This is a genomic window from Burkholderia sp. 22PA0099, from assembly GCF_047497165.1.
Taxonomy (GTDB): domain Bacteria; phylum Pseudomonadota; class Gammaproteobacteria; order Burkholderiales; family Burkholderiaceae; genus Burkholderia.
Map to the genome: position 1 here is coordinate 521,669 of NZ_CP163164.1, position 25,597 is coordinate 547,265.

The window sequence follows — 25,597 nt, forward strand, 5'->3', positions numbered from 1 at the left end:
CGCCGACGAACGGCGTGTCCGCCGCGAAGGCGCTGCTCAGTTGGCTGGGCCGATCGCCCGGCGCTTCAGGGAACCGGCGGGTCTCGCCACGCATCACTGCACGGCAAGGCCCGCCGGCGTTCAGCCCTTGCGCACCAGCACCACGGCGTATTTGCAGTTCGCGGCGCTGTCGTTGCGGAACACGCAATCGCTGGGCGGCCCGATTTCCAGGCAATCGCCAGCGTGCAGTTCGTGGCGCTCGCCGCCCTCGACGAACACCAGCGTGCCGTCGAGCACCCAGATCAGTTGCTGCATGTGCTGATAGGCCGAGGCCGGCATCGGAATATCCGCGCCGGGCGGCAGGTCGATTTCGACGAGGTTCAGCGGCGACACCGATTTCGGCGACACATGGCGGCGCACATAGCCGCTTTGCGGATCGACCCACACCGGCTGATCGTCCACCCGCAGCAAGCGCCCCTCCTCCAGTTCGGCCAGCGCCAGCAGCGCCGACATGCTCAGGTTGAACGCGCCCGCCAGCTTCGCCAGCGAGGTGGCCGTCGGGCTGCTCTCGCCGCGCTCGATCTTGTGGATCATCGCGCGCGACACGCCCGACGCCTCCGCCAGATTGGTCAGCGACCAGCCGCGGCTCTCGCGCTCGGTGCGGATTCGGGCGCCGATTCGTTGATCGATGTCGTCTACTATGGTGTACACTCGTTTTAATTTAGTGGACAGCCCAAGGAGGCTGGCATGGAAATTCGCGACGCGGATTGGCAGGACATCGAAGGTATCACGGCGATCTACAACGACGCGGTGCTGAATACCACGGCGATCTGGAACGAGACCGCCGTGGATGCCGCCAACCGCACCGCCTGGCTCGGCGACCGCCGCCGCGTGGGCTACCCGGTGCTGGTGGCCGTGGACGATGCGCAGCAGGTGCTCGGCTACGCCTCGTTCGGCGACTGGCGCGCGTTCGACGGCTACCGTCACACGGTCGAGCATTCGATCTACGTGCGCGGCGACCAGCGCGGCAACGGCCTCGGCAAGACGCTGATGATCGCGCTGATAGATCGCGCGCGCGCGATCGGCAAGCACGCGATGGTGGCCGGCATCGAGGCCGGCAACACCGGCTCGATCCGCCTGCACGAAAAGCTCGGCTTCGAGAACGCCGGCACGCTGCGGCAAGTGGGCATGAAGTTCGGCAAGTGGCTCGATCTGACGTTCATGCAGTTGACGCTGGATACGCGGGCAACGCCGGATTCGCCGACCACCTGAGCGCCGGGCGGCCCGGCCCGCCCGTGCGGCCCTGACCGGCAGGGCCGCACGCCTCATCTTCCCTTCCTCGCCCCTTTCGCCCGGCCGATCCTCTCCCGGCAAGGCTTTCCCGCATTCCGCCCCATCGCCCCGGGTATTCCCGAGTGCCCCCCTCCAATCAAAAATTTGTATGATGACCACATAACCTGACAAACCCGGCCCGTCCATGTTCGAAAAAATCCCGTCCCGCGCGATGAGCGATACGGTCGCGCAGCAACTGCTCAAGCAAATCGAGATCGGCAGCTTCACCGCCACCGGCAAGCTGCCGACGGAATCGGTGCTGGCGCAGGAGTTCGGCGTGAGCCGCACGGTGATCCGCGAGGCGATCTCGCGCCTGAAGAACGAAGGCGTGGTGGAGCCGCGCCAGGGCAGCGGCGTGTTCATCTCGCAGCACGGCGCGATCCGGCCGCTGCGCATCGATTACGCCGAAGCGGTCGAATCGGGCTCGCTCGCGCATCTGCTGGCGGTGCGCCGCGCGATCGAGGCCGAAGTGGCGGCCGAGGCCGCCAAGTGCCGCACCGACGCCGACATGGTCCGCATCGACGCCGCGCTCGCGAAGATCGACACGGCCGTGGCCGAAGGCCACGACGGCGTGGCGGAAGACATCGCGTTCCACCGCACCATCGCCACCGTCACCGGCAACCCGTATTTCCTCAAGACCCTGAGCTTCCTGAACCAGTACCTCGAAGCCGGCGTGGTGGTCACGCGCCGCAACGAAGCCACGCGCGAGGATTTCTCGCGCCAGGTGCGCGAGGAACACGCCGCCATCGTCGACGCGATCCGCGCCGGCGACGCGCTGGCCGCCAGCAACGCGGCGCGCACCCATATGGTCAATGCCGCGCGGCGTCTCGCCCAGGCCGGCATCCGCTGATTTCCGCCCGGCCAGGCCGGGCGCTTCCCGTTCATACGAAGGTTCACCATGTCACGACAAATAGGCGTCATCGGTCTTGGCGCGATGGGGTTGGGCGTTGCCCGCTCGCTGCTGCGCGCCGGCTTCACGGTTCACGCGTGCGACGTGCGCGAGCAGGTGCTCGCCGATTTCGCGGCCGAGGGCGGCCAGCGCTGCGCCAGCCCGGCCGAGCTGGGCGCGAAGTGCGAGGTGGTGGTCACGCTGGTGGTCAACGCCGCGCAAACCGAAACGGTGCTGTTCGGCGAACACGGCGCGGTGCCGGCCATGCGCGCCGGCTCGGTGGTGATCTCGAGCGCCACCGTCTCGCCCGAGTTCGCCGTGCAGCTCGGCGCGCGCGTCGAGGCGGCCGGCCTGCTGATGCTCGATGCGCCCGTGTCGGGCGGCGCCGCGCGTGCGGCCTCGGGCGAAATGACGATGATGACGTCCGGCCCCGCCGCCGCCTACGCGGCCTGCGAAGACGTGCTGGCCGCCATCTCGGGCAAGGTCTACCGGCTCGGCCACGAATACGGCGCCGGCTCGAAGGTCAAGATCATCAACCAGTTGCTGGCCGGCGTGCATATCGCCGCGGCCGCCGAGGCGATGGCGCTGGGCCTGCGCGAAGGCGTCGATCCGGATGCGCTGTACGAGGTCATCACGCACAGCGCCGGCAACTCGTGGATGTTCGAGAACCGCGTGCCGCACATCCTGAACGGCGACTACACGCCGCTGTCGGCGGTCGACATCTTCGTCAAAGATCTCGGCCTCGTGCTCGATACCGCGCGCCGCAGCAAGTTTCCGCTGCCGCTGTCGGCCACCGCGCACCAGATGTTCATGAGCGCGTCGAGCGCCGGCCACGGCGGCGAGGACGATTCCGCCGTGATCAAGACCTTCCCCGGCATCACGCTGCCGGGCGCCCGTTGACGGAACCTTCGACATGACTGCATCCCACACCTCCACGCGGCCTCTGCTCGGCTGCATCGCCGACGATTTCACCGGCGCCACCGATCTCGCCAACATGCTCGTCAAGAGCGGCATGCGCACCGTGCAGACGATCGGCGTGCCCGACGCCGGCACGCCACTCGACGCCGACGCGATCATCGTCGCGCTGAAGTCCCGCACGATCGCCGCCGGCGACGCCGTCGCGCAATCGCTCGAGGCGCTCGCCTGGCTGCGCGCGCAAGGCTGCCGCCAGTTCTATTTCAAATACTGCTCGACGTTCGATTCGACCGACGCCGGCAACATCGGCCCGGTGGCCGACGCGCTCGCCAAGGCGCTCGGCGCGCAGGACCAGCTCGCGATCGCCTGCCCGGCGTTCCCGGAAAACGGCCGCACCATCTATCGCGGCCACCTGTTCGTGGGCGACGGCCTGCTCAACGAATCGGGCATGGAGAACCACCCGCTCACGCCGATGAAGGACGCGAACCTGGTGCGCGTGTTGCAGGCGCAAACGCCGTCGAAGGTCGGCATGGTGCGTTACGACACCATCGCGCGCGGCGCGCAAGCCGTGCGCGACGCGTTCGCGGCGCTGCGCGCCGACGGCGTGCGCTTCGCGATCACCGATGCGCTGTCCGACGCCGATCTGCACGTGGTGGGCGAAGCCTGCGCCGATCACGCGCTGGTGACGGGCGGCTCGGGCATCGCGCTCGGCCTGCCGGCCAACTTCCGCCGCGCGGGGCTGCTGCCCGAACGCGGCGACGCGGCGGCGCTGCCCGGCATCGGCGGCCTGGCCGCGGTGCTGGCCGGCAGCGCGTCGAAGGCCACCAACGCGCAGGTCGCGCACTGGCGCGAGGCGCAGCGCCCGGCGTTCCGCATCGATCCGCTCGCCGTCGCGCGCGGCGAGGCGGTGGCGGTGGCCGCGCTCGAATTCGCCGACCGGCACCTGCCCGAGCCGGTGCTGATCTACGCGACGGCCACGCCCGACGAAGTGAAGGCGGTGCAACGGCAACTCGGCGTGGAAGCGGCCGGCGAGCTGGTCGAGCTGACGCTGGCCGCCATCGCGCGCGGCTTGCAGGCGCGCGGCGTGCGCCGCTTCGTGGTGGCGGGCGGCGAAACCTCGGGCTCGGTGGTGCAGGCGCTCGGCGTACGCGCCTTGCAGATCGGCGCGCAGATCGATCCGGGCGTGCCGGGCACGGCCACCCTCGACGGCCGGTTCGCGCTGGCGCTGAAGTCGGGCAATTTCGGCGCCGTCGATTTCTTCGACAAGGCCCTCAAGCAACTGGAGCAGCTCGGATGAGCCACGAAAGCACCCTGCGCGACACCATTTGCGAAGTGGGCGCGAGCCTGTTCGCGCGCGGCCACGCCGTCGGCACGGCCGGCAACATCAGCGCGCGGCTCGACGACGGCTGGCTGATCACGCCCACCGACGCCTGCCTCGGCCGGCTCGATCCGGCCCGCATCGCCAAGGTCGACCTGAGCGGCAACCAGGTGTCGGGCGACAAGGCCTCGAAAACGCTGGCGCTGCATCGCGGCATCTACGAACGCAATCCCGAATCGCGCGGCGTGGTGCATACGCACTCCACGCATCTGGTGGCGCTGACGCTCGCCGGCGTGTGGCAGCAAGAGGACGTGCTGCCGCCGATCACGCCGTACTACGTGATGAAGGTCGGCCATATTCCGCTGATCCCCTATCGCCGCCCCGGCGATCCGGCGGTGGCGGCCGAGGTCGCGGCGCTGGCCGACCGCGTGCGCGGCGTGCTGCTCGAACGGCTCGGCCCGGTGGTGTGGGCGCCGTCGGTCGAACAGGCGTCGGCCGTGCTGGAGGAGCTGGAGGAAACCGCGCGGCTCTGGCTGATGACGAACCCGAAGCCCGCGCCGCTCGATGCGGCCGCGCTCGACGACCTGCGCAACACCTTCGGCGCGCGCTGGTAAGCCGATTGGCAAGCCCCGGCGCAACGGCGGCAGGCGGGCCCACGCAAGCCCGCCCCCGCCGCCGCGCCGCCCAACGACTCGCGATCCGAATCGCGCGCGACAGACATCACACGGAGACGACACCATGACACCGCATCCCGCCGCGCCGGCCGCCGCCCAGGCGAGCCCCACCGAACTCGATAGCACCTACAAGAAGGTCTTCTGGCGCATCATGCCGTTCCTGATGCTGTGCTACGTGGTGGCCTACCTCGACCGCGTCAACGTCGGCTTCGCCAAGCTGCAGATGTCGCAGGATCTCGCGTTCAGCGAGACGGTGTTCGGCCTCGGTGCGGGCATCTTCTTCGTCGGCTACTTTTTGTTCGAACTGCCGAGCAACCTGCTGATGCACAAGATCGGCGCGAAGATCTGGATCGCGCGGATCATGATCACGTGGGGCCTGCTGTCGGCCTTGTTCGCGTTCGTCAAGACGCCGGCTCAGTTCTACGCGCTGCGCTTCCTGCTCGGTCTGGCCGAAGCCGGTTTCTACCCGGGCGTGATCCTCTACCTCACGTACTGGTTCCCGTCGCACCGTCGCGCCAAGGTGATCGCGGTGTTCATGTCGGCGATTCCCGTCTCGGGCATCTTCGGCAACCCGCTGTCGGGCTGGATCATGGGGCGCTTTCACGGCGGCTCGGGCTTCCATGGCTGGCAATGGATGTTCATGCTCGAAGCCGTGCCGGCCGTGCTGGTGGGGATCGCGACGCTGTTCTATCTCGACAACGGCATCGACCGCGCCAAGTGGCTCACCGCCCGCGAAAAGACCGTGCTGCATGAGGACATCGCCGCGCAGCCGCACCTGCAATCGAAGGAAAAGCATTCGCTGCGTGCCGTGTTCGCCGACAAGCGCATGTGGTGGATGTCGCTGATCTACTTCAGCTTCGTGACGGGCCAGTACGGCCTGACGTTCTGGATGCCCACGCTCGTGAAATCCACCGGTATTCAGGATAACTTCACGATCGGCCTGCTGTCGGCCATCCCGTTCCTGGTGGCGATCGTCGTGATGAACCTGTTCGGCTACAGCTCCGACCGCCGCCGCGAACGCCGCTGGCACCTGATCGTGCCCGCCACGATGGGTGCGATCGGCTTCGCCGTGGCCGCGCTGTTCCCGCACAATACCGCCGTGTCGATCGTGTTCCTGTCGATCGCGGCCGGCGGCGTGCTGACCTGCGCGCCGCTGTTCTGGTCGCTGCCCACCGCGTTCATGGCGGGCAGCGCCGCCGCCGCCGGGATCGCCATCATCAACTCGGTCGGCAACCTCGCGGGCTTCGCCAGCCCCTACCTGATCGGCTATCTGCGCGACGCCACCCACAGCACGGCGTCCGGCATGTACATGCTGGCCGGCATGCTGGTGATCGGCGCGCTCGCCGTCTGGCTGACGCCCGCGAAACTCGTGAACCGCTGATTCCTCGCCGCCGCCGTGCCGGCATGCCTTCGGGCCTGCCGCGCGGCGCCGCTCCACTCTCCTGACGGAACCGCCGCCATGCCACGCTTCGCCGCGAATCTTTCGATGATGTACACCGAGCACCCGTTCCTCGAGCGCTTCTCCGCCGCCGCGCGCGACGGGTTCAAGGCCGTCGAGTATCTGTTTCCCTACGAGTTCGACGCCGCCGAACTGAAGGCGCGCCTGAGCGACGCCGGCCTCGTGCAGGCGCTGTTCAACGCGCCGCCGGGCGACTGGGCCGCCGGCGAACGCGGTTTCGCCGCGCTGCCGGGCCGCGAGGACGAATTCCGCCGCGCCGTGGATACCGCGCTCGACTACGCCCGCACGATCGGCAACGACAAGCTGCACGTGATGGCCGGCCTGGTGCCCGCCGACGCCGACCGCGCGCGCCATCGCGATACCTACGTCCGCAACCTGGCCTACGCGGCCGAAGCCGCGCGCGCCGCCGGCCTGCTGGTGGTGATCGAGCCGATCAACACGCGCGACATGCCCGGCTATTTCCTGAACCGCCAGGACGACGCGCAGGCGATCTGCCATGACGTGGGCGCGCCGAACCTGCGCGTGCAGTTCGACTGCTATCACTGCCAGATCGTCGAGGGCGACATCGCGATGAAGCTCAAGCGCGATTTCGCCGGCATCGGCCATATCCAGATCGCCGGCGTGCCCGACCGCCACGAGCCGGACCTCGGCGAACTGAACTACCCCTACCTGTTCGAGCAGATCGACGCGCTGGGCTATGACGGCTGGATCGGCTGCGAATACCGCCCGAAGGCCGGCACGTCCGACGGCCTCGGCTGGCTGCGGCCGTACCTGTAAGCATGCATCGCCCAAGCGCACAACCTCACCCGACACGAAAGACACGCCCATGAAAGTCCTGATCACCGGCGGCGCCGGCTTCCTCGGCAAGCGCCTCGCCACCCAACTGCTGGCCCTCGGCGAACTCGCCGGCCCGAACGGCGCGCGCGAGCGCATCGACGAACTGCTGCTGCTCGACGTGGTGGAAGCGGCCGGCTTCGACGACCCGCGCGTGAAAACGCTGGTCGGCGACATCTCCGATCGCGCCGTGCTCGAACGCGCGATCGATACGCAAACCGGCGCGATCTTCCACTTGGCCGCGATCGTCAGCGGCCAGGCCGAAGCCGATTTCGAACTCGGCATGCGCATCAATCTGGATGCGTCGCGCACACTGCTCGACGTGTGCCGCGCGCTCGGCCACACGCCGCGCGTGGTGTTCACCAGTTCGGTGGCTGTGTACGGCGGCGCGCTGCCCGAGGTGGTGCTCGACGAGACTGCCCTGAACCCGCAATCGTCGTACGGCGCGCAGAAGGCGATCGCCGAACTGCTGCTGTGCGACTACGCGCGGCGCGGCTTCGTCGATGGCCGCGTGCTGCGCCTGCCGACCATCAGCGTGCGCCCGGGCCGCCCGAACGCGGCGGCGTCGTCGTTCGCGAGCGGCATCATCCGCGAGCCGCTGAACGGCGAAGACGCGGTGTGCCCGGTGCCGCTCGACACGCGCCTCTGGCTGCTGTCGCCGCGCCGCGCGGTGGAAGCGCTGGTGGCCGGCTGCGAACTCGACGGCGCGGCGCTCGGCAAGCGTCGCGTGATCAACCTGCCCGGCATTTCGGTCAGCGTGGGCGAGATGATCGATGCGCTGCGCGAAGTGGCCGGCGACGCGCCGGTCGCGAAGATCCGCCACGAGATCGATCCGCGCGTGGTGGCGATCGTCGGTAGCTGGCCGGGCCGCTGGGATACGGCGCGAGCCGAATCGCTCGGGCTGGTGGGCGATACCGCGTTCGCCGACGTGATTCGCGCTTATATCGAGGACGAGCAGGGCTGAGGCGAGGTAAGCCGCCCGAAAGGACGCCAGGGGCGGCGAGCGGTTAGGATAGCGGACCATCGAACGCAGCGGCGGGCACGCGCCGACAGGTTCCGCCGCGCTCTTCCCGGGCTTCCATCATGCAAACTCATCGTCCCCGTATCGCGGTCGTGGGCGGCGGCATCATCGGCCTCGCCATCGCACGATCGCTGGCCCTGCTGGGCGCGGGCGTGACCGTCTTCGAGCAGAAGCGCCTCGGCAGCGGCACCAGCAGCACCAGCTTCGCCTGGATCAACTCCAACGGCAAAAGCCCCGTCAGCTATCACGCGCTGAACTGCGCCGGCATCGCGGAACATGCGACGCTGCAGCAGCAGTGCCGCACCGAGGCGCGCTGGTTCGACGCCTGCGGCACGTTCGAATGGGCCGGCGACGCACTCGAGCAGCAACGGCTCGGCGAGCGCGCCGCCAAGCTGCAGGCGCTCGGCTATCCGGCGGTGGAAGTCTCGCCCGCGTTCGTGCGCGCGCGCATCCCCGAACTGCAACTGGCCGACGAGCAGGCGCCCGTCTGGCATTTCCCGTCCGAAGGCCTGATCGCGCCGTCGATCCTGATGGCGCATCTGTGGGCCGAGGCGCGCGCCGCCGGCGCGGTGGCGCACGAGCACACCGAAGTGCGCGCCATCGACGAACGCGACGACGGCGTGACGCTCGATCTGTCGTCCGGCGAGCGCTGGACGGGTGACGCCTGCGTGCTGGCCACCGGCCGCTGGACGGCCAGGCTGGCCGCCACGCTCGGCATCGGCCTGGCGATGGTGGACGCCGAACGCAAGGACAGGATCGCCTGCGGCTTCCTGGCCTCGACCGATCCGCAACTGGTGCAGTTGCACAGCAACCTGATCGGTCCGGATCTCAACGTGCGCCCCGACGGCTGCGGCCGGTTGCTGCTGCAGGCCCTCGATCTCGACGATCACGCCGACCCGGCCAATCCGCCCGCGATCGACAGCGACATCGCCCGGGAACTGCTGCACCGCCTGCACGGCTGGTTCGGCAACACGGGCGGCGCGCGCATCGAGCGGATCGTGGTGGGGCAACGCTCGCGGCCGGCCGACGGGCTGCCGGCGATCGGCTTCGTCACGCCGAAGCGGCGCGCCTACGTGGCGGCCACTCACAGCGGCATGACGCTCGGCCCGCTGCTCGGCCGGCTGATCGCCGACGAGCTGGTGGCCGGGCGCCGCGATGCGCTGCTGGCCGATTTCGCGCCCGACCGCCTGATCGGCCACGACGCCAGCGAGTTCTCGCCGATCGCGACGATCCGCTTCCCCGCCGAGCAATAAATACGGCGTGACGTGATCCGAGGCGGCATCGGCGATGCATGCCTCGGCCGCCGTTCAATGCGCCGCCGCGCCCCTCATCTGCGCATCGAGACGCGCGCATGCGGCGGGACGACACGGCCTGACGCGGCATCGCGGCACACACGCCCCCGCCGCCGTTCAGCGCGCCGCCGTGCCCTTCATCTGCGCATCGAGACGCGCGTATGCGGCGGGACGACACGGCCTGACGCGGCATCGCGGCACACACGCCCCCGCCGCCGTTCAGCGCGCCGCCGTGCCCTTCATCTGCGCATCGAAACGCTCGCGCGCGACGCGATCCGCCTCGCTCGCGCGCGCGGCCGAATCGCTCCAGCCGCCGCCGAGCGCCTGGAACAGCGCCACCTGCGCGCGCGACACGCCGGCCTGCGCCGACACGCGCTGCGCCCGCACGCTGACCAGCGAGCGCTGTGCATCGAGCAGGTTCAGATAGGCCACCGCGCCGTGTTTGTAGAGCCGCTCGGTTTCAGCCAGCAGCGCGACATCGGTTTGCTCGGTATCGGCCAGCGCGGCGTCGTATTCGAGCGCGTGTGCGTAGGCGTCGAGCGCCGTATCGGTTTCCTTCACCGCCACCAGCACGGTCGAGTCGTAATGCGACAGCGCCGCGCGGGCGTTCGCCTGCTGGCCACGCGCCTGCGCAAGCGCGACCTCGACGTTCGGGAAGTTCCATTGCAGCAGCGGCCCGAGCTGCCAGGTGCGTCCGCTCGACTGGAACGCGCCGGCCACGGTGGCGCCCTTGCCGCCCACGCCGATGCCCAGCGACACCTGCGGATACAGCGCGGCCATCGCCACGCCGATGCCGGCCGTCTGCGCGGCGAGCTGGCGCTCGGCCTCGGCCACGTCGGGGCGGCGGCGCAGCAGGCTCAGGCCGTCGCCCACCGGCAGCGTGTGCGCGATGCGCGGCGGCGCGGTGCAGCGCTCGGCGGCGGGCGGCACGTCGGACGGCCCGCGCCCGAGCAGCACCGCCAGCGAATACAGCGCCGCCTGGCGGTTGGCCTCCAGGTTCGGGATGGTCGCGGCCTGCGCCTGCTGCTGCGCCTTCGCCTGCAACACGTCCACGTCGGCCGCCGCGCCATGCGCATGCAGGCGCTCGACGAGCTGATATTGGCGATCGGCGACGCCGAGCTGATCGCGCGCGTTGGCCAGCGCCGCGTTGCCCTGGCACGCGAGCAGATAGCCGTCGACGGTGTTCACCACGAGCTTGATCTGCGCGGCCGCGAACGCGAAGGTCTGCGCGTCATAGCTCGCGCTGGCCTCTTCCACCGCGCGGCGAATCCGGCCGAACAGGTCCACCTCGTACGACACGCCGAGATTGATGCCGGCCGCATTGAAGCGATGCAGGCCCGACGCGCCGTAAACGTTGTTGCGCTCGCGCGCGTAGCTCGCCGACAGGCTGGTGGACGGCAGCCACGCCGCGCGGGCTTGGTCGAGCGCCGTTTGCGCGGCGGCCAGCGTCGAGGCGGCCTGGCGCAAGTCGAGATTGGCGCGCAGCGCTTCTTCCACCAGCGCGTTCAGGTCGGGATCGGCGTACAGCTTCCACCAGTCGTCGGGGACGGTGGCCGGCGTGTAGAGCGTGGCCGGGTCGGCTTGCGGCACGCCGGCTGCGGTGCGGCCGAGCGCGGGCGGCGTGGCGGCCTGCGCGCCGCTGGCCGGGGCGACATCGGCGCCCGACGCGGCGGCGGGCACGCCCGGAAGCGCCCGCTGCGCGGCGGCCGGCGCTTCGGGTGCGCGGTAATCGGGGCCGAGCGGATGGAACAGCGTGCAGGCGCTCATCGTCAGGCACAACGACGACGCGGCCAGCACGCCGCGCGGCAGGCGCGTCATGAAGCGGTTCATGGCTGCCCTCGCGCGGCCAAGGCGGTGGAAGCGGTGGATGGGCCGGATCGGCTCGATGCGCCGGATGCGGTGGATGTGCCTGACATGCCGGAAACACCAGATGCAGCCAATGCCCCCGATGCAGTGGATGTGCCGGGCATGCCGGAAGCGCCGGATGCAGCCGTTGCCCTGGATGCGATGGATGCACCAGGCATGCCCGAAGCACCCGATGCAGCCGACGCCCCCGATGCGTTGACAGCCGCCGCAGCCGATGCCCCGGACGCCCCCGCCGGCATCCGCTCGGGCGCGGTGCTGCCCGATGCGTTTGGCTGCGCGCCCGGCTTCGCTTGCGCGTCGCCCGATTTGAGGATCGCCACCGAAGCCGTGCGTCCGCTGATCAGGCGCGCGTCGATATGCGTCTGCACATCGTCGAACGCGATCCACACCGGCACGCGCTGCGCGAGCCGCACCCACGCGAAGTTCGGATTGATCGATGGCACCAGCGCGCCCGCGCCGGCCGCCGTGTCGGAATCCTGGATCGCGCCGACCACGCTGATCACATGCCCGTCGAGCGGCGCGCCCTCGCCCATCAGCCAGATCCGCGCCCGGTCGCCCACGTGGATGCGCGAGATGCGCGTTTCCTGGAAATAGCCCTCCACGCGCAGCGACGCCACGTTGACCAGCGCCAGCATGCCAGTGCCCGCGCTGACGAAGCGCCCCGGATGCAGGGTCGCGTTGGTCACGATGCCGTCGAACGGCGCGCGCACGGTCGCGCGTTCGAGATCGAGCCGCGCCGAGGCCAGCGTCGCGCGCGCTTCATCCACCGCCGCCTGCGCGCCGCGCAGCGCCTGATCGGATTGCTCGACGCTCTGCTCGGACACCGCGCCGCGCAACGCGCGGTTGCGCGCGGCCTGCTGGCCGGCGTACACGCGCTGCGCCTCGGCGCTCTCCAGGCTCGCGCGCGCCTTCTGCTCGGCGATCTGAAAGCGCTGCGGATCGACGCGGAACAGCACGTCGCCGCGATGCACGAACACGTTGCCGTGCACGTTCACCTCGGTCAGCAGGCCGCTGACGTCGGTCGTCACGTTGACCACGTCGGCGCGCACATGGGCGTCGCGCGTGCGCGGATCGCGCTCGTAATACGTCCACATATAGGCGGCGGCGATGGCCGCGATCGCGACGATGAAGAGCGCCAGCAACGACTGGAAGACGGTACCGATGATCCTCGATTGGCGGGGCGTGAAATGCACGGCGAATCCTCGCTAGGATGCAATGAGAAGAAGGAAACGCATCAGGGCCGGAACAGCCGATGCAGCCAGTCGTCGAGCGCCGACGACAACGGCAGCGCGCTCGGCCCGCCGAAGATCCGCAGCACCACGGCCAGCAGGATCACGAACAGGCACACCTGGATCAGGCCGACGTGCCAGACCCGGCCGCCGAGCGGCCAGATATGCAGGAAGCGGTCGAGCACGCGACGCAGCACGAACAGCAGCACGAACACCACCGCGATCGCCACGGCCGGCATCGGCACGAAAATGCCCAGCAGATCGACTTCGGGCGACATCATGACGCGGCTCCGGGGGCGGGGTTGCCGTTGCCGCCCGCGTCGGTGCGCGGCGGCACGGGCGGGGCGGCATGCGGATAAAGCGCGAGCCGCACGTCGGCCAGCAGCGCCTGCGCGAACACCGGCAGGCCGGCCGCCGCGTGCAGGAAGGTATCGAGCGCGACGGGCGAAGTTGGCGGCGCGTCGTTGCCATCGTGCTTGCCCCGTGCATCCGCCGCCGACAGCAAACGCCCGACCGCCGTGATCAGCCACGCGCTGTCCGGCAGGCGGCGCTGCACGCGGATCAGCTCGCTGCCGATGCGCATCTCGCGCATCGCACGGGCCGGCGGCGAATCGTCGATCACGGCCGCGCCGGCCGGCTTGCCGGTGGCGGCCGGCGCCCATTGCGACAGCAGGATGAAACGGTCGAGCGCACGCTGCTCGTAGGCCTGTGCATCGTCTTCGCGGCCCCGCACGACGTCGCGCAGGTCGGCCCGCGATTCGCGCTGCACGCGCCCGACCGGGCCGCCGGCCGGCAGGCGCACCAGCAGCACCAACCACAACAGCGCCGAGCACAGCCCGATCGCGAGCCCCAGCACGCTGTTCAGCAACTGCGCCAGATCCACCGACGGGCCGTTGTTGCCGAGCCGCAGCAGCGCCATCGGCAGCACCGCGAACAGCACCTTGCCCGGGTCGGGCACCACCAGGCCAAGCACGAACAGCGCCGGGAACAGCACCAGCGCCACCGTCACCATCGAGCTGGTGTGCGGCAGGATCGCCGTCACGTACACGAACACGATGCCCAGCGCGATCGCCACCACGCGCGCGATGCCCAGCAGCGTGGTCACCGGCGCGGGCGAGCGCGCGCTGACCACGAAGAACGTCGTACTCAGCAACATGCCGAGCGCCGCGAAGGCGGACACCCAGTCGAACAGGTTCCAGAACACCGCGAACGTGGCCATGTGCAGCACCGTGCCGAGCACGATGCGCAGCCGGTAGCCGAGATCGACATGCGGCAGCACCAGCGGCGTGGCATTGTGCCGACGCGGCAGCCGCGAGCGCGACGGATGGCGCGCCGACAGATTGGCGCGCGCCGCGCCGATCAGGCACCAGATCGCGAAAATGCCGCGCAGGCAGCGGCGCTGCATGCGCACCAGCAGCGCATCCCAGTCGTCAGGGGCCACCTCGACGCGGCGGCGCAACCGTGCATGCAGCGCCGCGCGCGCGTCGTCGGGGTGGCCGGCCTCGATCCAGCCGGCCAGCGATTCGCGCAGCGCCACGTCGGCGCGTGGCAGGCCGTGCATCTCGCGGTGCGCGTCGATGTCGCTCATGCGATACAGGTGCGGCAACAGCCGCAGCCCGCGCAGCCGGATCGCCTCGGCAGCCTCGCGGCGGCGTCCGCCCCGACTCAGCCGATCGAACGGCAAATAGGACGACAGCACGTCGATCAACCCGACCGATTTGACGAGCTTGGCCTCGTGATCCTCGCGGCGTTCGGCCGGCTGCTCGCGCCCCGGCGGCCCGTGCTCCCACGCCTCGCCGCGCAGCGCGGCCACGCACAGGCTGCGCAGGTGCGCCAGCCAACCGTCCACCACCGCGCCCAGCTCGTCGCGCGAGGTATGCACCAGCAACAGCGTATCGACGAGGAACAGGATGAACGCGCCTACCAACACGTCCTGCACGCGATCCACCACGCGCAGCCAGACCATGTCGGGCGTGGTGATGCCGGGCATCGCCACCAGCAGGCAGGTGGTGCCGGCCATCAGGAACCCGTAGAACCTCGGCAGGCGGTCGCCCACCGCGAAGAACGTGGTCACGCTGATCAGCGCCATCATCGCGCCGACGATCACCATCTGGGACAGCGAGAACACAATCGACGCGAGCAGGCCGACGCCCGCGCCGGCCAGTGTACCGGCCAGCATGTAGAGCCATTTCTGGCGCATCGCGGCGGTGGAATCGAGGGCGAGGATGTAGACCACCATCATCGCCCAGTACGGATAGTCGAAGCCGCGCACGAATGCGATGCTCAGCGCGAGCATCGCGGCGAGGTAGAGTTTCAGCGAGAGGAGGATGCGACCAGGTCGAATCAGTGGCATCGATGCGCTCGGAAAACGGGATGTGGCACCCGCCGGACACGAACCATCGGCCAGCGGGAACGGCTGTGGGCCGGTGGCGGATGGCGGTCGAACGGGCAAGACGCGCCGAGCATAGCATGTCGCCCTTTTTTCTTGCCGGCGGCAGGGTCGCAGGCAGCCCGCCTGTCCCGCCCCGCACCGGGGCCGAGTCATTGATGTCCAACAATCAAGTCGGTCGGGACACCCTGGCCGAACTCCGCAGCCACTATCTCACGACGATAAGTCTGTCGAGGCTTGCTGGAAAAGGGGGGCGGCAAGGTCATACCTCAACCGCCATCCTGGCGACCTCTCCCATCAGAAATGTCTGCAATTACAGTCACTATAAACATTATGATTGCGATTACATACTTGACATGACTGGGTCGAGAGCTAATATGTCCGCAAAGATAGTCTTTATGATCTTTTGGACTGGGATTACAAACATGAAACGCGATGAACACCCGCTGATGAGCCCGGAGCGTCTACAAGAAGCTCGACAACTCGGGGAAAAGCTGGCTCGCTTGCGCATTGCCCGCCGCATTCGACAAGCGGATGCGGCGACTCGCGCCGGGATTTCCCGCTCGACAGCGGTTCTGCTGGAGAAGGGCGACCTCGGCCGCACACAGGCTCAGATACTGCGTTACCTGGAAGCGATAGCGCCCGGTGTCAGCCTGCTTTCACTTCTGAAGGAAGACGATCCTTCGCTTCAGGCGTTGGCGGCACGTGAGACGACACGGCGCGTGCGCGAACCCAGCAAGGCTGAACTGCAACGGCTGGACTTCTGATGGCGCGCAAGAAAGCGGAAGTCTTTGTTTTCAGCCACGTCGCGCAACCCGATGGCAATCGATTCGTCCCGGCGGGCATCCTTGGCCTGACCGAAACAGACGGCGCGAATGTCCGGAACCGCGAGCTTGCCAGCGAGTTCGCCTACGGCATGGGATATCTCCAGCGCAAAGCGTCCTTTGAACTGGACCCTGTGAGCCTTGCTCTTGGCGACCGTCAGACCATCATGGGCAAAGTGCTGTTCCCGGTGAACGGGCTTGGCGAGTTCGGCGGGATTCGCGATGCTGCGCCCGACGCCTGGGGACGCAGAGTGATCGAAGCGCGCCTGAAGGCACCGGCCAATGGTTTGCATGAAGCGCAGTACCTGCTGCACGCCGGCGGGGACCGCGTCGGCGCCCTGGACGTGCGGGAACAGAGAACGAGCCCCGATTCGGTATCCGCGAGCGACTTGCATTCGCTGCACTACGTCCTGCAGGCGGCGGAGGCCGTTGAAAACGGAGCCTCGGTACCGGCAAACCTCGAGCACTTCCTGGATGCCGGCCCATCCGCCGGCGGCGCTCGGCCCAAGGCTTCGGTCCGCGACGACGAAGGGGCGCTGTGGCTCGCCAAGTTTCCTGCAAAGGGCGACACATTCAATGTTGCCCGAGCAGAGACATGCACGCTGGAACTTGCCCGCCGCTGTGGCCTGACGGTGCCCGAAGTACGCTATCTGGATATCGGCGGCCGCCCGGTCATGCTCATTCGTCGCTTTGACCGCTACTGGGGCCACTCTGATCAGAATCCGCCCGTGGGTGCGCTGCACGACACCCGTCCGGGCGAGGACTGCATCGAAGGCCGGCTTCCGTTCGTCAGCGGCCTCACGCTCGTGGCCTGCAGCGAACTGGAGTCACCCGACATGGCCTATGCCGACTTGGGCCGCGCCATTCACAAATACGTCCACCCAAGCTGCGTCAGAGCCAATGGCGAGGAGATGTTTGCGCGCATGGTGCTCAACATTTTCGTGACCAACGACGACGATCATCTTCGCAACCATGGCTTCGTGCGAGACCCGCGATGTGGTGGGTGGGTGCTCAGCCCCCTGTACGATGTCGTTCCCCGCCCCGTCCTGGCCAGTGAGCGAAGCCTGCATCTGGGCGTAGGGAAACAAGGCAGGCTCGCCACCCTGGACAACGCACTCAGTCACTACGCTGCGTTCGTGTCTGCACGACCGACAGCGGTCGGCATCATGCGCCGGGTCTGGAGCGAGGTACGCCAGTGGAAGACGTGCTTCGAACAACACGGAGCCGACGGAACGCTCCTGGACCAACTGTCACGTGCCTTTCGCGACATCGGTGACATCGCTTCTCCAGAGCTCGAAGCTGAAATACGCAAGACAGCATCGTAGCGGCAACGCGTCATCGCAATCCCACTGGCGCGAACCGGCTCCGACACGCCCGATTTCTTCCTGTCATCATCACGCTTCATTACCAGCAGCGCGCTGGTCATACATTGTTGCAGCGGCGATATGGAACCGTAAGCCCCATCTGGGATGATCGCCCTCACATGCCCGGTTCGGGACTGGAACCGTTCGTCACTCGTAGCGAACGGCGCCCCGCGGGCCACTCGGCGATCCACATGGCTGCTTTTTACGATCTCGGCGCGCGTACCTTGCGCCACCTTTACGATCGCAAGATCCGCAGCGCGGCGGTGCTCGACACCGCCGCGCTGTTCCCGGACGCGCGGCGTTTCACGGCTGCCTGGCGCACGCTGCGCGACGAGGCGCTCGACGTCGCGCGCGACCTGCCGCGCATTCCGCGCTTCCACGAGATCATGCGCGAGCAGGCCGACATCTCGGCGAACGACGCGCGCGACTGGCGCATGTTCATCCTGCAGGCCTACGGCGTGGGCTTCGAGAAGAACCGCGTGCGTTGCCCGGCGCTTGCCGCGATCGTGGACGCCACGCCCGACGTGCTGTCGGCCTCGCTGTCGTTCCTCGCGCCGGGCAAGCACATTCCGCCGCATCGCGGGCCGTTCCGCGGCGTGCTGCGCGGCTATCTGGTGCTGTCGATGCCGAAGCGCGACGACGGCAGCCCGGCCGCCGTGCTGAAGATCGACGGCCGCGACCATCGCCTCGACGACGGCCAATTTCTGCTGTGGGACGACACGTTCGAGCACGAAGTCTGGAACGACAGCGACAGCGTGCGCATCGTGCTGCTGCTCGACATCCGCCGCCGCGACCTGCCGCCGGGCCTGCGCCTGCTGTCGGCCGCGATCGTGCGACTGATCCAGGTCGGCATCCGGCTGCGCGGCGGGTCGATTCCGGTTTGAGCGGTGGTGGCCGGCGTTACTGGCGGGTCGGCGTGCGGCGCTCGTAGCTCGGCGCGTGGCCGAACTGCGCGCGATAGGCCTTGCTGAAATGGCAGGGCGAATGAAAGCCGCACACGCTGGTCACGCGTGAGATCGACGCGTCGGTGCTGCGCAGCAGGTCCCGCGCGCGCTTCAGGCGCAGCGTCAGGTAGTAGTGCGTGGGCGACACGTTCAGATAGACCTTGAACATGCGCTGCAGATGGCGCTGCGACAGGCGCACGAGGCGGGCCAGCTCGTCGAGCGACAGCGGCTCCTCGATATTGGCTTCCATGAGCCGCACCACCTCCACCAGCTCGGCACGCGAGAAACCCACGCGCGCATCGACCGGAATCGGCTGCGGATCGCCCGCGCCGCGAATCCGCTCCACGATGAATTGTTCGGATACCTGAGCGGCCAGCGGCTGGCCGAGCCGCGCGCCCACCAGGTTCAGCATCAGGTCGAGCGGCGCGGTGCCGCCGGTGCAGGTCAGCCGGTCACGATCGACCACGAACAGCTCGTCGGCGAAATGCACGCGCGGGAATTCGCGGTGCAGCGCCGAGAGGTTCTCCCAGTGCACGGTGCAGCGATAGCCGTCGAGCACGCCGGCCGAGATCAGTGCGTACGCGCCGGTGCAGATGCCGCCGAGCGGCAGCCCGCGTTCGGCCAGCGCGCCCAGCGCCTCGCGCGTGCGCGCGTCCACCACCTCGCGGATGCGCACCCCGCCGCATACGATCAGCACGTCGGGCAGCGGGCCGTCGAGATCGAGCGGCAGCGTCGGGCGCACGGCGATGCCGTTGCTGGCCTGCACCGGGCCGCCGTCGAGCGAATAGATCGACCATCGGTAATGCTCGGCGCGGCCCACGTAGTTCGCCATCCGAAGCACTTCGACCGCGCTCGTGAACGCGATCATCGAGAAGTCGGGCAGCGTGAGAAAACCGAAATGCGCAAGCGCCTGGGGGGACGTCGCACGGGCGACGGGAACGGTCTCGACTGCAAGGCTCACGATCGGTCTCCGGCCTGAGCAGGTTGCACGAAGCCTGCCCGGGCGGCACGGCGCAGCCCGGGCAGGCAACAGGAACGAAACGCTTGGAACGATGCAACAGGAAACCCCGGAGCCGGCAGGCAAGCCGGCTCCGGGCGACGCTCAGGCCCGCTGGGCGGCCGACGACTTCGTGCCGAACAACTGGCGGAACCCCGAGAACAGCGGTGCGCGTGCCGCGCCGGGCGCACGGCCGAAGCTTTCGGTGATGCGGTCCAGCACGATCGCGAGCAGCACCACCGACAGGCCGCTTTCGAAGCCCAGGCCGATGTCCAGACGCTGAATGCTGGCCAGCACGTCGTTGCCGAGGCCGCCCGCGCCCACCATCGACGCGATGATCACCATCGACAGCGCCATCATGATGGTCTGGTTCACGCCCTGCATGATCGACGGCAGCGCGTTCGGGATCTGCACCTTGTACAGCAGTTGCCACGGCGTGCAGCCGAACGCCTGCCCCGCTTCCACGATCTCGCGGTTCACGTGGCGGATGCCGAGGCTCGTCAGGCGCACGGCCGGCGGCATCGCGAAGATCACCGTGGACAGAATCCCCGGCACGCGGCCCAGGCCGAACAGCATCGCGGCCGGAATCAGGTAGACGAACGCCGGCATGGTCTGCATCAGGTCCAGGATCGGACGCACGATGGTCGCCACCACCTTGCTCTTGGCCGCCCAGATGCCGAGCGGAATGCCCAGCACGAGGCTGATGATGGTGGACGACAGCGTCAGGCCGAGCGTGATCACCGTCTGATCCCAGAAGCCGGTCGCGAAGATCAGCAGCATCGCCGCCGTGGTGAAGATCGCGAAGCGCCAGCCCACCCGCCACAGCCCGACGCCGATGAAGATCGCCATCATCAGCCACATCGGAATCGCCTGCAGGCCGTGTTCGACGGCAGCGGCCAGGCTTTCGATCACGCGTCCGATCGCATCGAACGTCTTCGCATCATGGTCGAGCAGGTAACGGACGCCCTGGTCGACCCAAGTGCCGAGCGGAATCATTTCAGACATGGGAGCCTCGCGAGCGGGTAATGGCTTTCAGGAGCACGGCCCGATCCACGGAACCGCAGTAACAGCCGTCGGCATCGACGACGGGCAGGGCATTCGGGCTGGCCACCACGCGTTCGACCACGTGATCTAGCGTGGCGTCGTGCCGGATGCATTCGATCTGGCGCAGGTTCGGCGCGCTGGTGCCGATCGCCTCGCGCGTGACGAAGCCGCGGATCTTGCGCGCCTCGTCCAGCACGAACGCGTAGTCGGCGCTGCCGTTCAGCGTGGCGGCCACGTTGGCCGCGTCGAACTTCGAAACCACCGGCACCGCGCCGGTCTGCATCAGGTCGCCGGCCGTCAGGTAGCGGCTGGTGTCGATGCCGTCGAAGAACGCGCGCACGTATTCGTCCGCCGGGTTCGCGATGATGTCCTGCGGCGTGCCCACCTGCACGAGACGGCCGCCTTCCATGATCGCGATCCGCGTGCCGATCCGCAGCGCTTCCTCCAGATCGTGGGACACGAACATGATCGTGCGGCGCTGCTCCTTCTGCAGTTGCAGCAGCACGTTCTGCATTTCCTTGCGCTTGAGCGGATCGAGCGCCGAGAACGCCTCGTCCATGATCATCAGCGACGGGTTCACGGCCAGCGCGCGGGCCAGGCCGACGCGCTGCTGCATCCCGCCCGACAGCTCGGACGGCAGCTTCTTCGAGAATGCCGCCAGGCCGACCTGCTCCAGCACGTCCATCGCGCGGCGTTCGCGATCCTTGCGGCTCACGCCGGCCACTTCCAGGCCGAACGCGGCATTCGACAGCACGGTGCGTTGCGGCATCAGCGCGAACGACTGGAACACCATGCTCATGTCGGTCCGGCGCAGCGCGGTCAGCTCCGAGCGGCGCACGGCCGCGACATCGCGGCCATCGATCAGCACCTTGCCGGCCGTCGGCTCGACAAGGCGGTTGACGAGGCGGATCAGCGTGGACTTGCCCGAACCGGACAAGCCCATCAGCACGAAAATCTCGCCTTCCTGAACGTCGAACGACACGTCGTGCACACCGACCACCTGGCCGGTCTGCTTGAAGATATCGTCCTTCGTCGACCCGGCTGCGAGCATGTCGAGCGCCTGCTTAGGGTTATTACCAAAAACCTTGCACAGACCTTCGACCACGACCTTGGGGGCATCCATTGAAACCTTCTCCTCGTGTAGCGGGGGCTCGCACCAACAGAGCGTGCCTCAATGGTTGCTAGAAAAAAGTACAGGCAGCCGACGAATTCCGACAGTCGCTTGCGCAAATACGACACCTGCATTTGTCATGCGACGCCAAGCCTGGCGCGGCGCGGCGGCCCACGGCCCTCCGCCTGCGGCGTTGCATCACGTGAAAAGCCGCGCCGGGCGTGCAATGTGAGACAGCATCGTGCAACGCGTCACACCCCGTTCGGAGCCACCCGCGCGGCGGAAAAACACAAGCCGGAAAGTCGTAAATCGACAAGATCGTGTCCGATCACCGACAGGCCCGCAAGGGGCCTCGGCGCGCGGGCGTTCGATGCGCCGGACGCGCCAAAGGTGCAACCCGGTCGCACCTCGTTCGCAGCGCCGGAAGGCCTTGCTTTCCGGTTCCTTTCACGCTGTCAGGATAGTTGCGCACGCATCCGATTCGGCACCGTGACGCCACCTGGTTGATCAGGAATCCGGACGATAGACAACGTCGCACACCCGCTACTGCACCGCGCCCTCGCCCACGCGCACGTCGTGCTCGACGGCGAGCGCGGTGGCCGCCATCACGCGAATCGCCTGCGCCTGCAGTTCCACCGACAGGCTCGGCATGCCCGGATGCCGCGCCGCCAGCGCCGGGTCGCACGGCAGATGCACGAAGCCGCCGCGCGTGGCCGTGCGCTGCATTGCGAGGTGATGCAGCAGCGTGTAGAACACCGCGTTGCAGGCATAGGTGCCGGCCGTCTGCGAGACCGAGGCCGGGATGCCGGCCGCGCGCAGGTCGCGCACCAGCGCCTTGATCGGCAACGTCGAGAAATAGCCGACCGGGCCGCCCGCCACCACCGGCACGTCGATCGGCTGCCGGCCGGCGGTATCGGGGATGCGCGCGTCGATCACGTTGATCGCCACCCGCTCGACGGACACGTCGGCGCGCCCGGCCGCCAGCCCGAGGCACAGCACGAGCGCGGGCGCGGTGTGCTCGATCGCAGCCAGCAGCGCCGGCCCGGCCTCGTCGAACACGCAGGGCAGGCAGCGCGCCACCACGCGCGCGCCGTCGAGCGTTTCGCCATCGACGCGGCGGGCCGCGTCCCACGACGGATTGTGGGCGTCACCGCCGAACGGCGCGAAGCCGGTGACAAGAATCGTGCTCGTGCTCATGCAAACGGCCCGGAAGGATGGCGCAAGCGCCCATCTTAGGCCCGGAACCGCGCGCGCCAGAAAAAATGCCCCGGCGGCGTTTCCGCCGGCGGGGCCAACCCATGTCAGAGACAACGCCTGAATTCAACGCGTCCCGATCGATCTTAGTGACGCCTCCGGCCGCGTCCAACCAGACAATCGTGCTATCCAATCGACCGGCCCGCCGGGCCGCTTGCCATGCTCCAGCGCATATCGATAGAACGAAAAGTCGTTTCGCGCGGCGCGCGCGGCTCGCTACCATGGCGGTTCAGGCCTGCCCGATCAGGCACCGCATTCCGGGAGCGCATTTTGACTGCATTCGACCAACACCGCCGACCCTTCATCGTCGGCATCGGCGGCACCACCCGCGCCGCCTCGTCCACCGAGCGCGCACTGGGCTTCGCCCTGCGCGGCGCGCAAGCGGCCGGCGCCCGCACGCGGCTGTTCGACGGCCCGTTCCTGCATTCGCTGCCGCACTACGCCCCGGAGCAGAAAAGCCTCAGCGCCGCCCAGATCGAGCTGATCGAAGCCGTGCGCGATGCCGACGCCGTGATCATCGCGACGCCCGGCTACCACGGCGGCGTGTCCGGCCTCGTCAAGAACGCGCTCGATACGCTGGAAGAGCTGCGCGCCGACGAGCGCCCCTACCTCGACGGCCGCGCCGTGGGCTGTATCGTCACCGCCTACGGCTGGCAAGCCGCCGGCACCGTGCTGAGTTCGCTGCGCTCGATCGTCCATGCGCTGCGCGGCTGGCCGACGCCGTTCGGCGCCGCCGTCAACACGCTCGAAACGCGCTTCGAATCCGCCGACACCTGCACCGACGCCAAGGTGGCCGGCCAGCTCGAAACGGTCGGTGCGCAAGCCGCCGAGTTCGCGCTCGCCTTCGCCTCGCACCGGGCCGCGACGCGCGTGGCCACCGACGGCGGTTTCGCGCCGGTGCTGAAGCTCGCTTCGAAGTAACGCGACACCCCACGCATCGCCCGCCGCCGCGCCCCGCGCGGCTGGGACGCACCCCGACAGCCGGTCACCGACCGGCTTTTTTGCGTGCGTGGCCGGCATGCCGCGCGCCGGGCCCGATGGCGCCGTTCACCGCGGCCGCGATGCTAAGGATTCGCCCATTCGCGGGCATATGCTTCGCCGGAAAGATTGGTTCCGACGCGGCACCGGGGCGCTTACGCTGGAACCTCCTGCACTTCACGCTCTCCCCTGCAATGAATCGTCCGATCCGCTACAAAGGCTACGAAATGGCGCCCGCCGCCGCGCAGCAGCCCAATGGGCTGTTCGCCGCGAACCTCACGATCGAGCGGACCACGGCCGGACCGCCGCGCGCCTATTCGTTCGACGCCATCGACTTCTTCTTCGACGAGTCGCTCGCCCTCGCCTACGCGTCCCGCTGGGGGCGCATCTGGATCGACGCCCATAGTTGACGCAAGGCAAGCCGGACGCGGATTCCGACCTGGCACGAAAAACAGAAAACGGTGGCCTATGGAAAAATAATCCACCTCGTTTTCTTGCCAACGTCCTACCCACGCTTATGTCCGACACGCTACAACAGGAGCAAGCGGCCGACCACGCCATGCGCAACTGGGCGCACGACGATACCGGCCCCGTGCGCATCGGCTCCGACGCGCACCGCCAGATGTTCTGCCGCATGCTGCTCGATACCCATAACCCCTACAAACCGGCCATCATCGACTGGCCGCCGCTTGCCCCCGACGAACTGAAACGGCTCACGGCGCTGCCGATCTGGGACATCGCCGTGCAGACCGAAGGCCGTGCCTCGATCCGCGTGGCCACCTTCGCCGCCACCGTGACGGACCCGCTGCTGCGCTCGGCGCTGCAGATGGACGGCGAGGAGGAAGCGCGCCACAAGGTCGTGCTGTCCAGGCTCGTCGAAGCCTACGGCATCCACCTCGCGCCCGAGCCGCCCTACCCGGCACCCACCGACCCGGAATGGGCCTGGGTGCTGACCGGCTTCAGCGAGTGCATCGACAGCTTCTTCGCGTTCGGGCTGTTCCGTTCCGCGCAGCAATCGGGCTTCTTCCCCGAGGCGCTCGTGGAAACCTTCGAACCGGTGATCCAGGAGGAAGGCCGCCATATCCTGTTCTTCGCGAACTGGTACGCATGGTACTGGCGCAACCTGCCGTGGTGGAAGCGGCCGTGGTTCTTCCTGCGCGTGGCCGCGATCTGGGCGACGCTGATCCGCGATCGTATCGGCATTGCGCGCGGCATCGACGCCGACGGCGTGGCCCACGACGCCAACTTCCCCGCCAACGCCGCTGCCACCGTGGGCACCGACGCGCTGAAGCCGCGCGCCCTGATCGAGCTGTGCCTGGCCGAGAACGATCGGCGCATGGCCGGCTACGACCCGCGCCTGCTGCGCCCGAAGTTCGTACCGCGGCTGGCACGCCTCGCACTTAAATTCATCCGGGCGTAATTCAAACCACCGGGTGGCCGCACGGCCGCCCGTTCCCTGCCCTCCGTCGTACCGTCTCCCCGCCTCGCCACTCGTTGTGCCGTCACGTCCGGCCATCCCGCGACCATTCGGATCGAAGAAAACCGAAACCGGCCGGAAAGGCTGCGGCAACCGAAAATCCCTCGTTTTGAAAGCGCTCGCCGCATCGACAGGAAGCGCGTAACCGGTGCAATTTGCCCCACTTTGCCTGGTGCCAATGCACCAGATCATTTACGGATCGCACCCGGTTTACGTCATTTTCGCCACACTTCTCTCGGTATGAAACAGTTTAGTTAATCGTTTTTACAAGCCTACATAAATGTTGAATTGATAAATTTTCCGTTTTCATTTTTACAAATTCGGAGCAACCCAGCCCTGCGAAATTTTTACGCATTGCAGCATTTTTTAATACAGAGTTACCTTTGAATACGCCGAAAAATTTCCAT

23 protein-coding genes and 1 pseudogene are annotated in these 25,597 nt (G+C 68.1%); 15 read left to right on the plus strand and 9 right to left on the minus strand.

Annotated features, from left to right (window positions below; genetic code table 11):
* Nucleotides 1-120 precede the first annotated feature (120 nt).
* Nucleotides 121-690, minus strand: a complete 570-nt coding sequence (locus AB4851_RS02370; RefSeq protein ID WP_414441138.1) for a helix-turn-helix domain-containing protein — start codon at nt 688-690, stop codon at nt 121-123.
* 36 nt (nt 691-726) lie between these two features.
* Here AB4851_RS02370 and AB4851_RS02375 point away from each other — a divergent pair, with 36 nt between their 5' ends.
* The 9 genes from AB4851_RS02375 (at nt 727) to AB4851_RS02415 (ending at nt 9,674) form a co-directional block, all read left to right on the plus strand.
* The gene (locus AB4851_RS02375) at nt 727-1,251 is read left to right on the plus strand and encodes an N-acetyltransferase family protein (protein ID WP_414448274.1); all 525 of its coding nucleotides are present in this window, start codon (nt 727-729) and stop codon (nt 1,249-1,251) included.
* 205 nt (nt 1,252-1,456) lie between these two features.
* Entirely contained in the window at nt 1,457-2,161 is a 705-nt protein-coding gene (locus AB4851_RS02380; RefSeq protein WP_414448275.1) for a FadR/GntR family transcriptional regulator, read from the plus strand.
* Nucleotides 2,162-2,209: 48 nt separating this feature from the next.
* Nucleotides 2,210-3,100, plus strand: a complete 891-nt coding sequence (gene ltnD / locus AB4851_RS02385; RefSeq protein WP_414448276.1) for an L-threonate dehydrogenase — start codon at nt 2,210-2,212, stop codon at nt 3,098-3,100.
* Nucleotides 3,101-3,113: 13 nt separating this feature from the next.
* On the plus strand, nt 3,114-4,412 hold the full coding sequence (otnK, locus tag AB4851_RS02390; protein ID WP_414448277.1) for a 3-oxo-tetronate kinase: 1,299 nt from the start codon (nt 3,114-3,116) through the stop codon (nt 4,410-4,412).
* The gene (locus AB4851_RS02395) at nt 4,409-5,047 is read left to right on the plus strand and encodes an aldolase (RefSeq protein ID WP_414448278.1); all 639 of its coding nucleotides are present in this window, start codon (nt 4,409-4,411) and stop codon (nt 5,045-5,047) included. Before otnK ends, AB4851_RS02395 begins: the two co-directional genes overlap by 4 nt.
* A gap of 124 nt (nt 5,048-5,171) precedes the next feature.
* Nucleotides 5,172-6,488: an MFS transporter gene (locus AB4851_RS02400; protein WP_414448279.1), complete on the plus strand. Its 1,317-nt coding sequence runs from the start codon at nt 5,172-5,174 to the stop codon at nt 6,486-6,488.
* A gap of 78 nt (nt 6,489-6,566) precedes the next feature.
* On the plus strand, nt 6,567-7,343 hold the full coding sequence (gene otnI / locus AB4851_RS02405; RefSeq protein ID WP_414448280.1) for a 2-oxo-tetronate isomerase: 777 nt from the start codon (nt 6,567-6,569) through the stop codon (nt 7,341-7,343).
* 49 nt (nt 7,344-7,392) lie between these two features.
* Nucleotides 7,393-8,364 (plus strand): D-erythronate dehydrogenase, encoded by a 972-nt coding sequence (gene denD / locus AB4851_RS02410; protein WP_414448281.1) that lies wholly within the window; start codon nt 7,393-7,395, stop codon nt 8,362-8,364.
* A gap of 119 nt (nt 8,365-8,483) precedes the next feature.
* A complete protein-coding gene (locus AB4851_RS02415) occupies nt 8,484-9,674 on the plus strand; it encodes an NAD(P)/FAD-dependent oxidoreductase (RefSeq protein WP_414448282.1) in 1,191 nt (396 codons plus the stop codon).
* Nucleotides 9,675-9,932: 258 nt separating this feature from the next.
* Here the strand turns inward: AB4851_RS02415 and AB4851_RS02420 are convergent, their stop codons facing one another.
* From AB4851_RS02420 to AB4851_RS02435, 4 genes are read right to left on the minus strand one after another with little or no spacing between them, the layout of a single operon-like run.
* Entirely contained in the window at nt 9,933-11,543 is a 1,611-nt protein-coding gene (locus tag AB4851_RS02420; RefSeq protein ID WP_414448283.1) for an efflux transporter outer membrane subunit, read from the minus strand.
* On the minus strand, nt 11,540-12,772 hold the full coding sequence (locus tag AB4851_RS02425) for an efflux RND transporter periplasmic adaptor subunit (protein ID WP_414448284.1): 1,233 nt from the start codon (nt 12,770-12,772) through the stop codon (nt 11,540-11,542). Before AB4851_RS02425 ends, AB4851_RS02420 begins: the two co-directional genes overlap by 4 nt.
* A 41-nt stretch (nt 12,773-12,813) precedes the next feature.
* Complete coding sequence (locus tag AB4851_RS02430; protein ID WP_414448285.1) at nt 12,814-13,089, minus strand: DUF1656 domain-containing protein; 276 nt, start codon at nt 13,087-13,089, stop codon at nt 12,814-12,816.
* A complete protein-coding gene (locus AB4851_RS02435) occupies nt 13,086-15,161 on the minus strand; it encodes an FUSC family protein (protein WP_414448286.1) in 2,076 nt (691 codons plus the stop codon). The genes AB4851_RS02430 and AB4851_RS02435 overlap by 4 nt, the downstream gene beginning before the upstream one ends.
* Nucleotides 15,162-15,355: 194 nt before the next feature.
* Between AB4851_RS02435 and AB4851_RS02440 the strand changes: the two genes are divergently transcribed.
* The 3 genes from AB4851_RS02440 (at nt 15,356) to AB4851_RS02450 (ending at nt 18,269) form a co-directional block, all read left to right on the plus strand.
* A complete protein-coding gene (locus AB4851_RS02440) occupies nt 15,356-15,964 on the plus strand; it encodes a helix-turn-helix domain-containing protein (RefSeq protein ID WP_414448287.1) in 609 nt (202 codons plus the stop codon).
* Complete coding sequence (locus AB4851_RS02445; protein WP_414448288.1) at nt 15,964-17,346, plus strand: type II toxin-antitoxin system HipA family toxin; 1,383 nt, start codon at nt 15,964-15,966, stop codon at nt 17,344-17,346. Before AB4851_RS02440 ends, AB4851_RS02445 begins: the two co-directional genes overlap by 1 nt.
* 230 nt (nt 17,347-17,576) lie before the next feature.
* Nucleotides 17,577-18,269: an aspartyl/asparaginyl beta-hydroxylase domain-containing protein gene (locus AB4851_RS02450; protein WP_414448289.1), complete on the plus strand. Its 693-nt coding sequence runs from the start codon at nt 17,577-17,579 to the stop codon at nt 18,267-18,269.
* Between the two features lie 16 nt (nt 18,270-18,285).
* Here AB4851_RS02450 and AB4851_RS02455 read toward each other — a convergent pair whose 3' ends face one another.
* From AB4851_RS02455 to pcp, 4 genes and pseudogenes are all read right to left on the minus strand, one after another.
* Nucleotides 18,286-19,290 carry a GlxA family transcriptional regulator gene (locus AB4851_RS02455; protein ID WP_414448290.1) on the minus strand — a complete coding sequence of 335 codons (1,005 nt, stop codon included), beginning with the start codon at nt 19,288-19,290 and terminating at the stop codon, nt 18,286-18,288.
* Nucleotides 19,291-19,431: 141 nt separating this feature from the next.
* Nucleotides 19,432-20,331, minus strand: coding sequence for a choline ABC transporter permease subunit (gene choW, locus AB4851_RS02460; protein ID WP_414448291.1), 900 nt, complete (start codon nt 20,329-20,331; stop codon nt 19,432-19,434).
* A pseudogene (locus AB4851_RS02465) lies at nt 20,324-21,611 on the minus strand (quaternary amine ABC transporter ATP-binding protein); the annotation flags it as partial. The gene choW and the pseudogene AB4851_RS02465, both read right to left, overlap by 8 nt.
* Nucleotides 21,612-22,024: 413 nt before the next feature.
* On the minus strand, nt 22,025-22,678 hold the full coding sequence (gene pcp, locus AB4851_RS02470) for a pyroglutamyl-peptidase I (protein WP_414448292.1): 654 nt from the start codon (nt 22,676-22,678) through the stop codon (nt 22,025-22,027).
* A gap of 327 nt (nt 22,679-23,005) precedes the next feature.
* On the opposite strand from pcp, the gene AB4851_RS02475 reads away from it, so the two are divergent.
* The 3 genes from AB4851_RS02475 to AB4851_RS02485 all read left to right on the plus strand — a co-directional run bounded on the left by AB4851_RS02475 (nt 23,006) and on the right by AB4851_RS02485 (nt 25,133).
* Nucleotides 23,006-23,656 carry an NADPH-dependent FMN reductase gene (locus tag AB4851_RS02475; RefSeq protein WP_414441117.1) on the plus strand — a complete coding sequence of 217 codons (651 nt, stop codon included), beginning with the start codon at nt 23,006-23,008 and terminating at the stop codon, nt 23,654-23,656.
* A 251-nt stretch (nt 23,657-23,907) separates the two neighbouring features.
* Complete coding sequence (locus tag AB4851_RS02480) at nt 23,908-24,123, plus strand: transcriptional regulator (protein WP_414449219.1); 216 nt, start codon at nt 23,908-23,910, stop codon at nt 24,121-24,123.
* A 107-nt stretch (nt 24,124-24,230) separates the two neighbouring features.
* Nucleotides 24,231-25,133 (plus strand): ferritin-like domain-containing protein, encoded by a 903-nt coding sequence (locus AB4851_RS02485; protein WP_414448293.1) that lies wholly within the window; start codon nt 24,231-24,233, stop codon nt 25,131-25,133.
* Nucleotides 25,134-25,597: the final 464 nt, after the last annotated feature.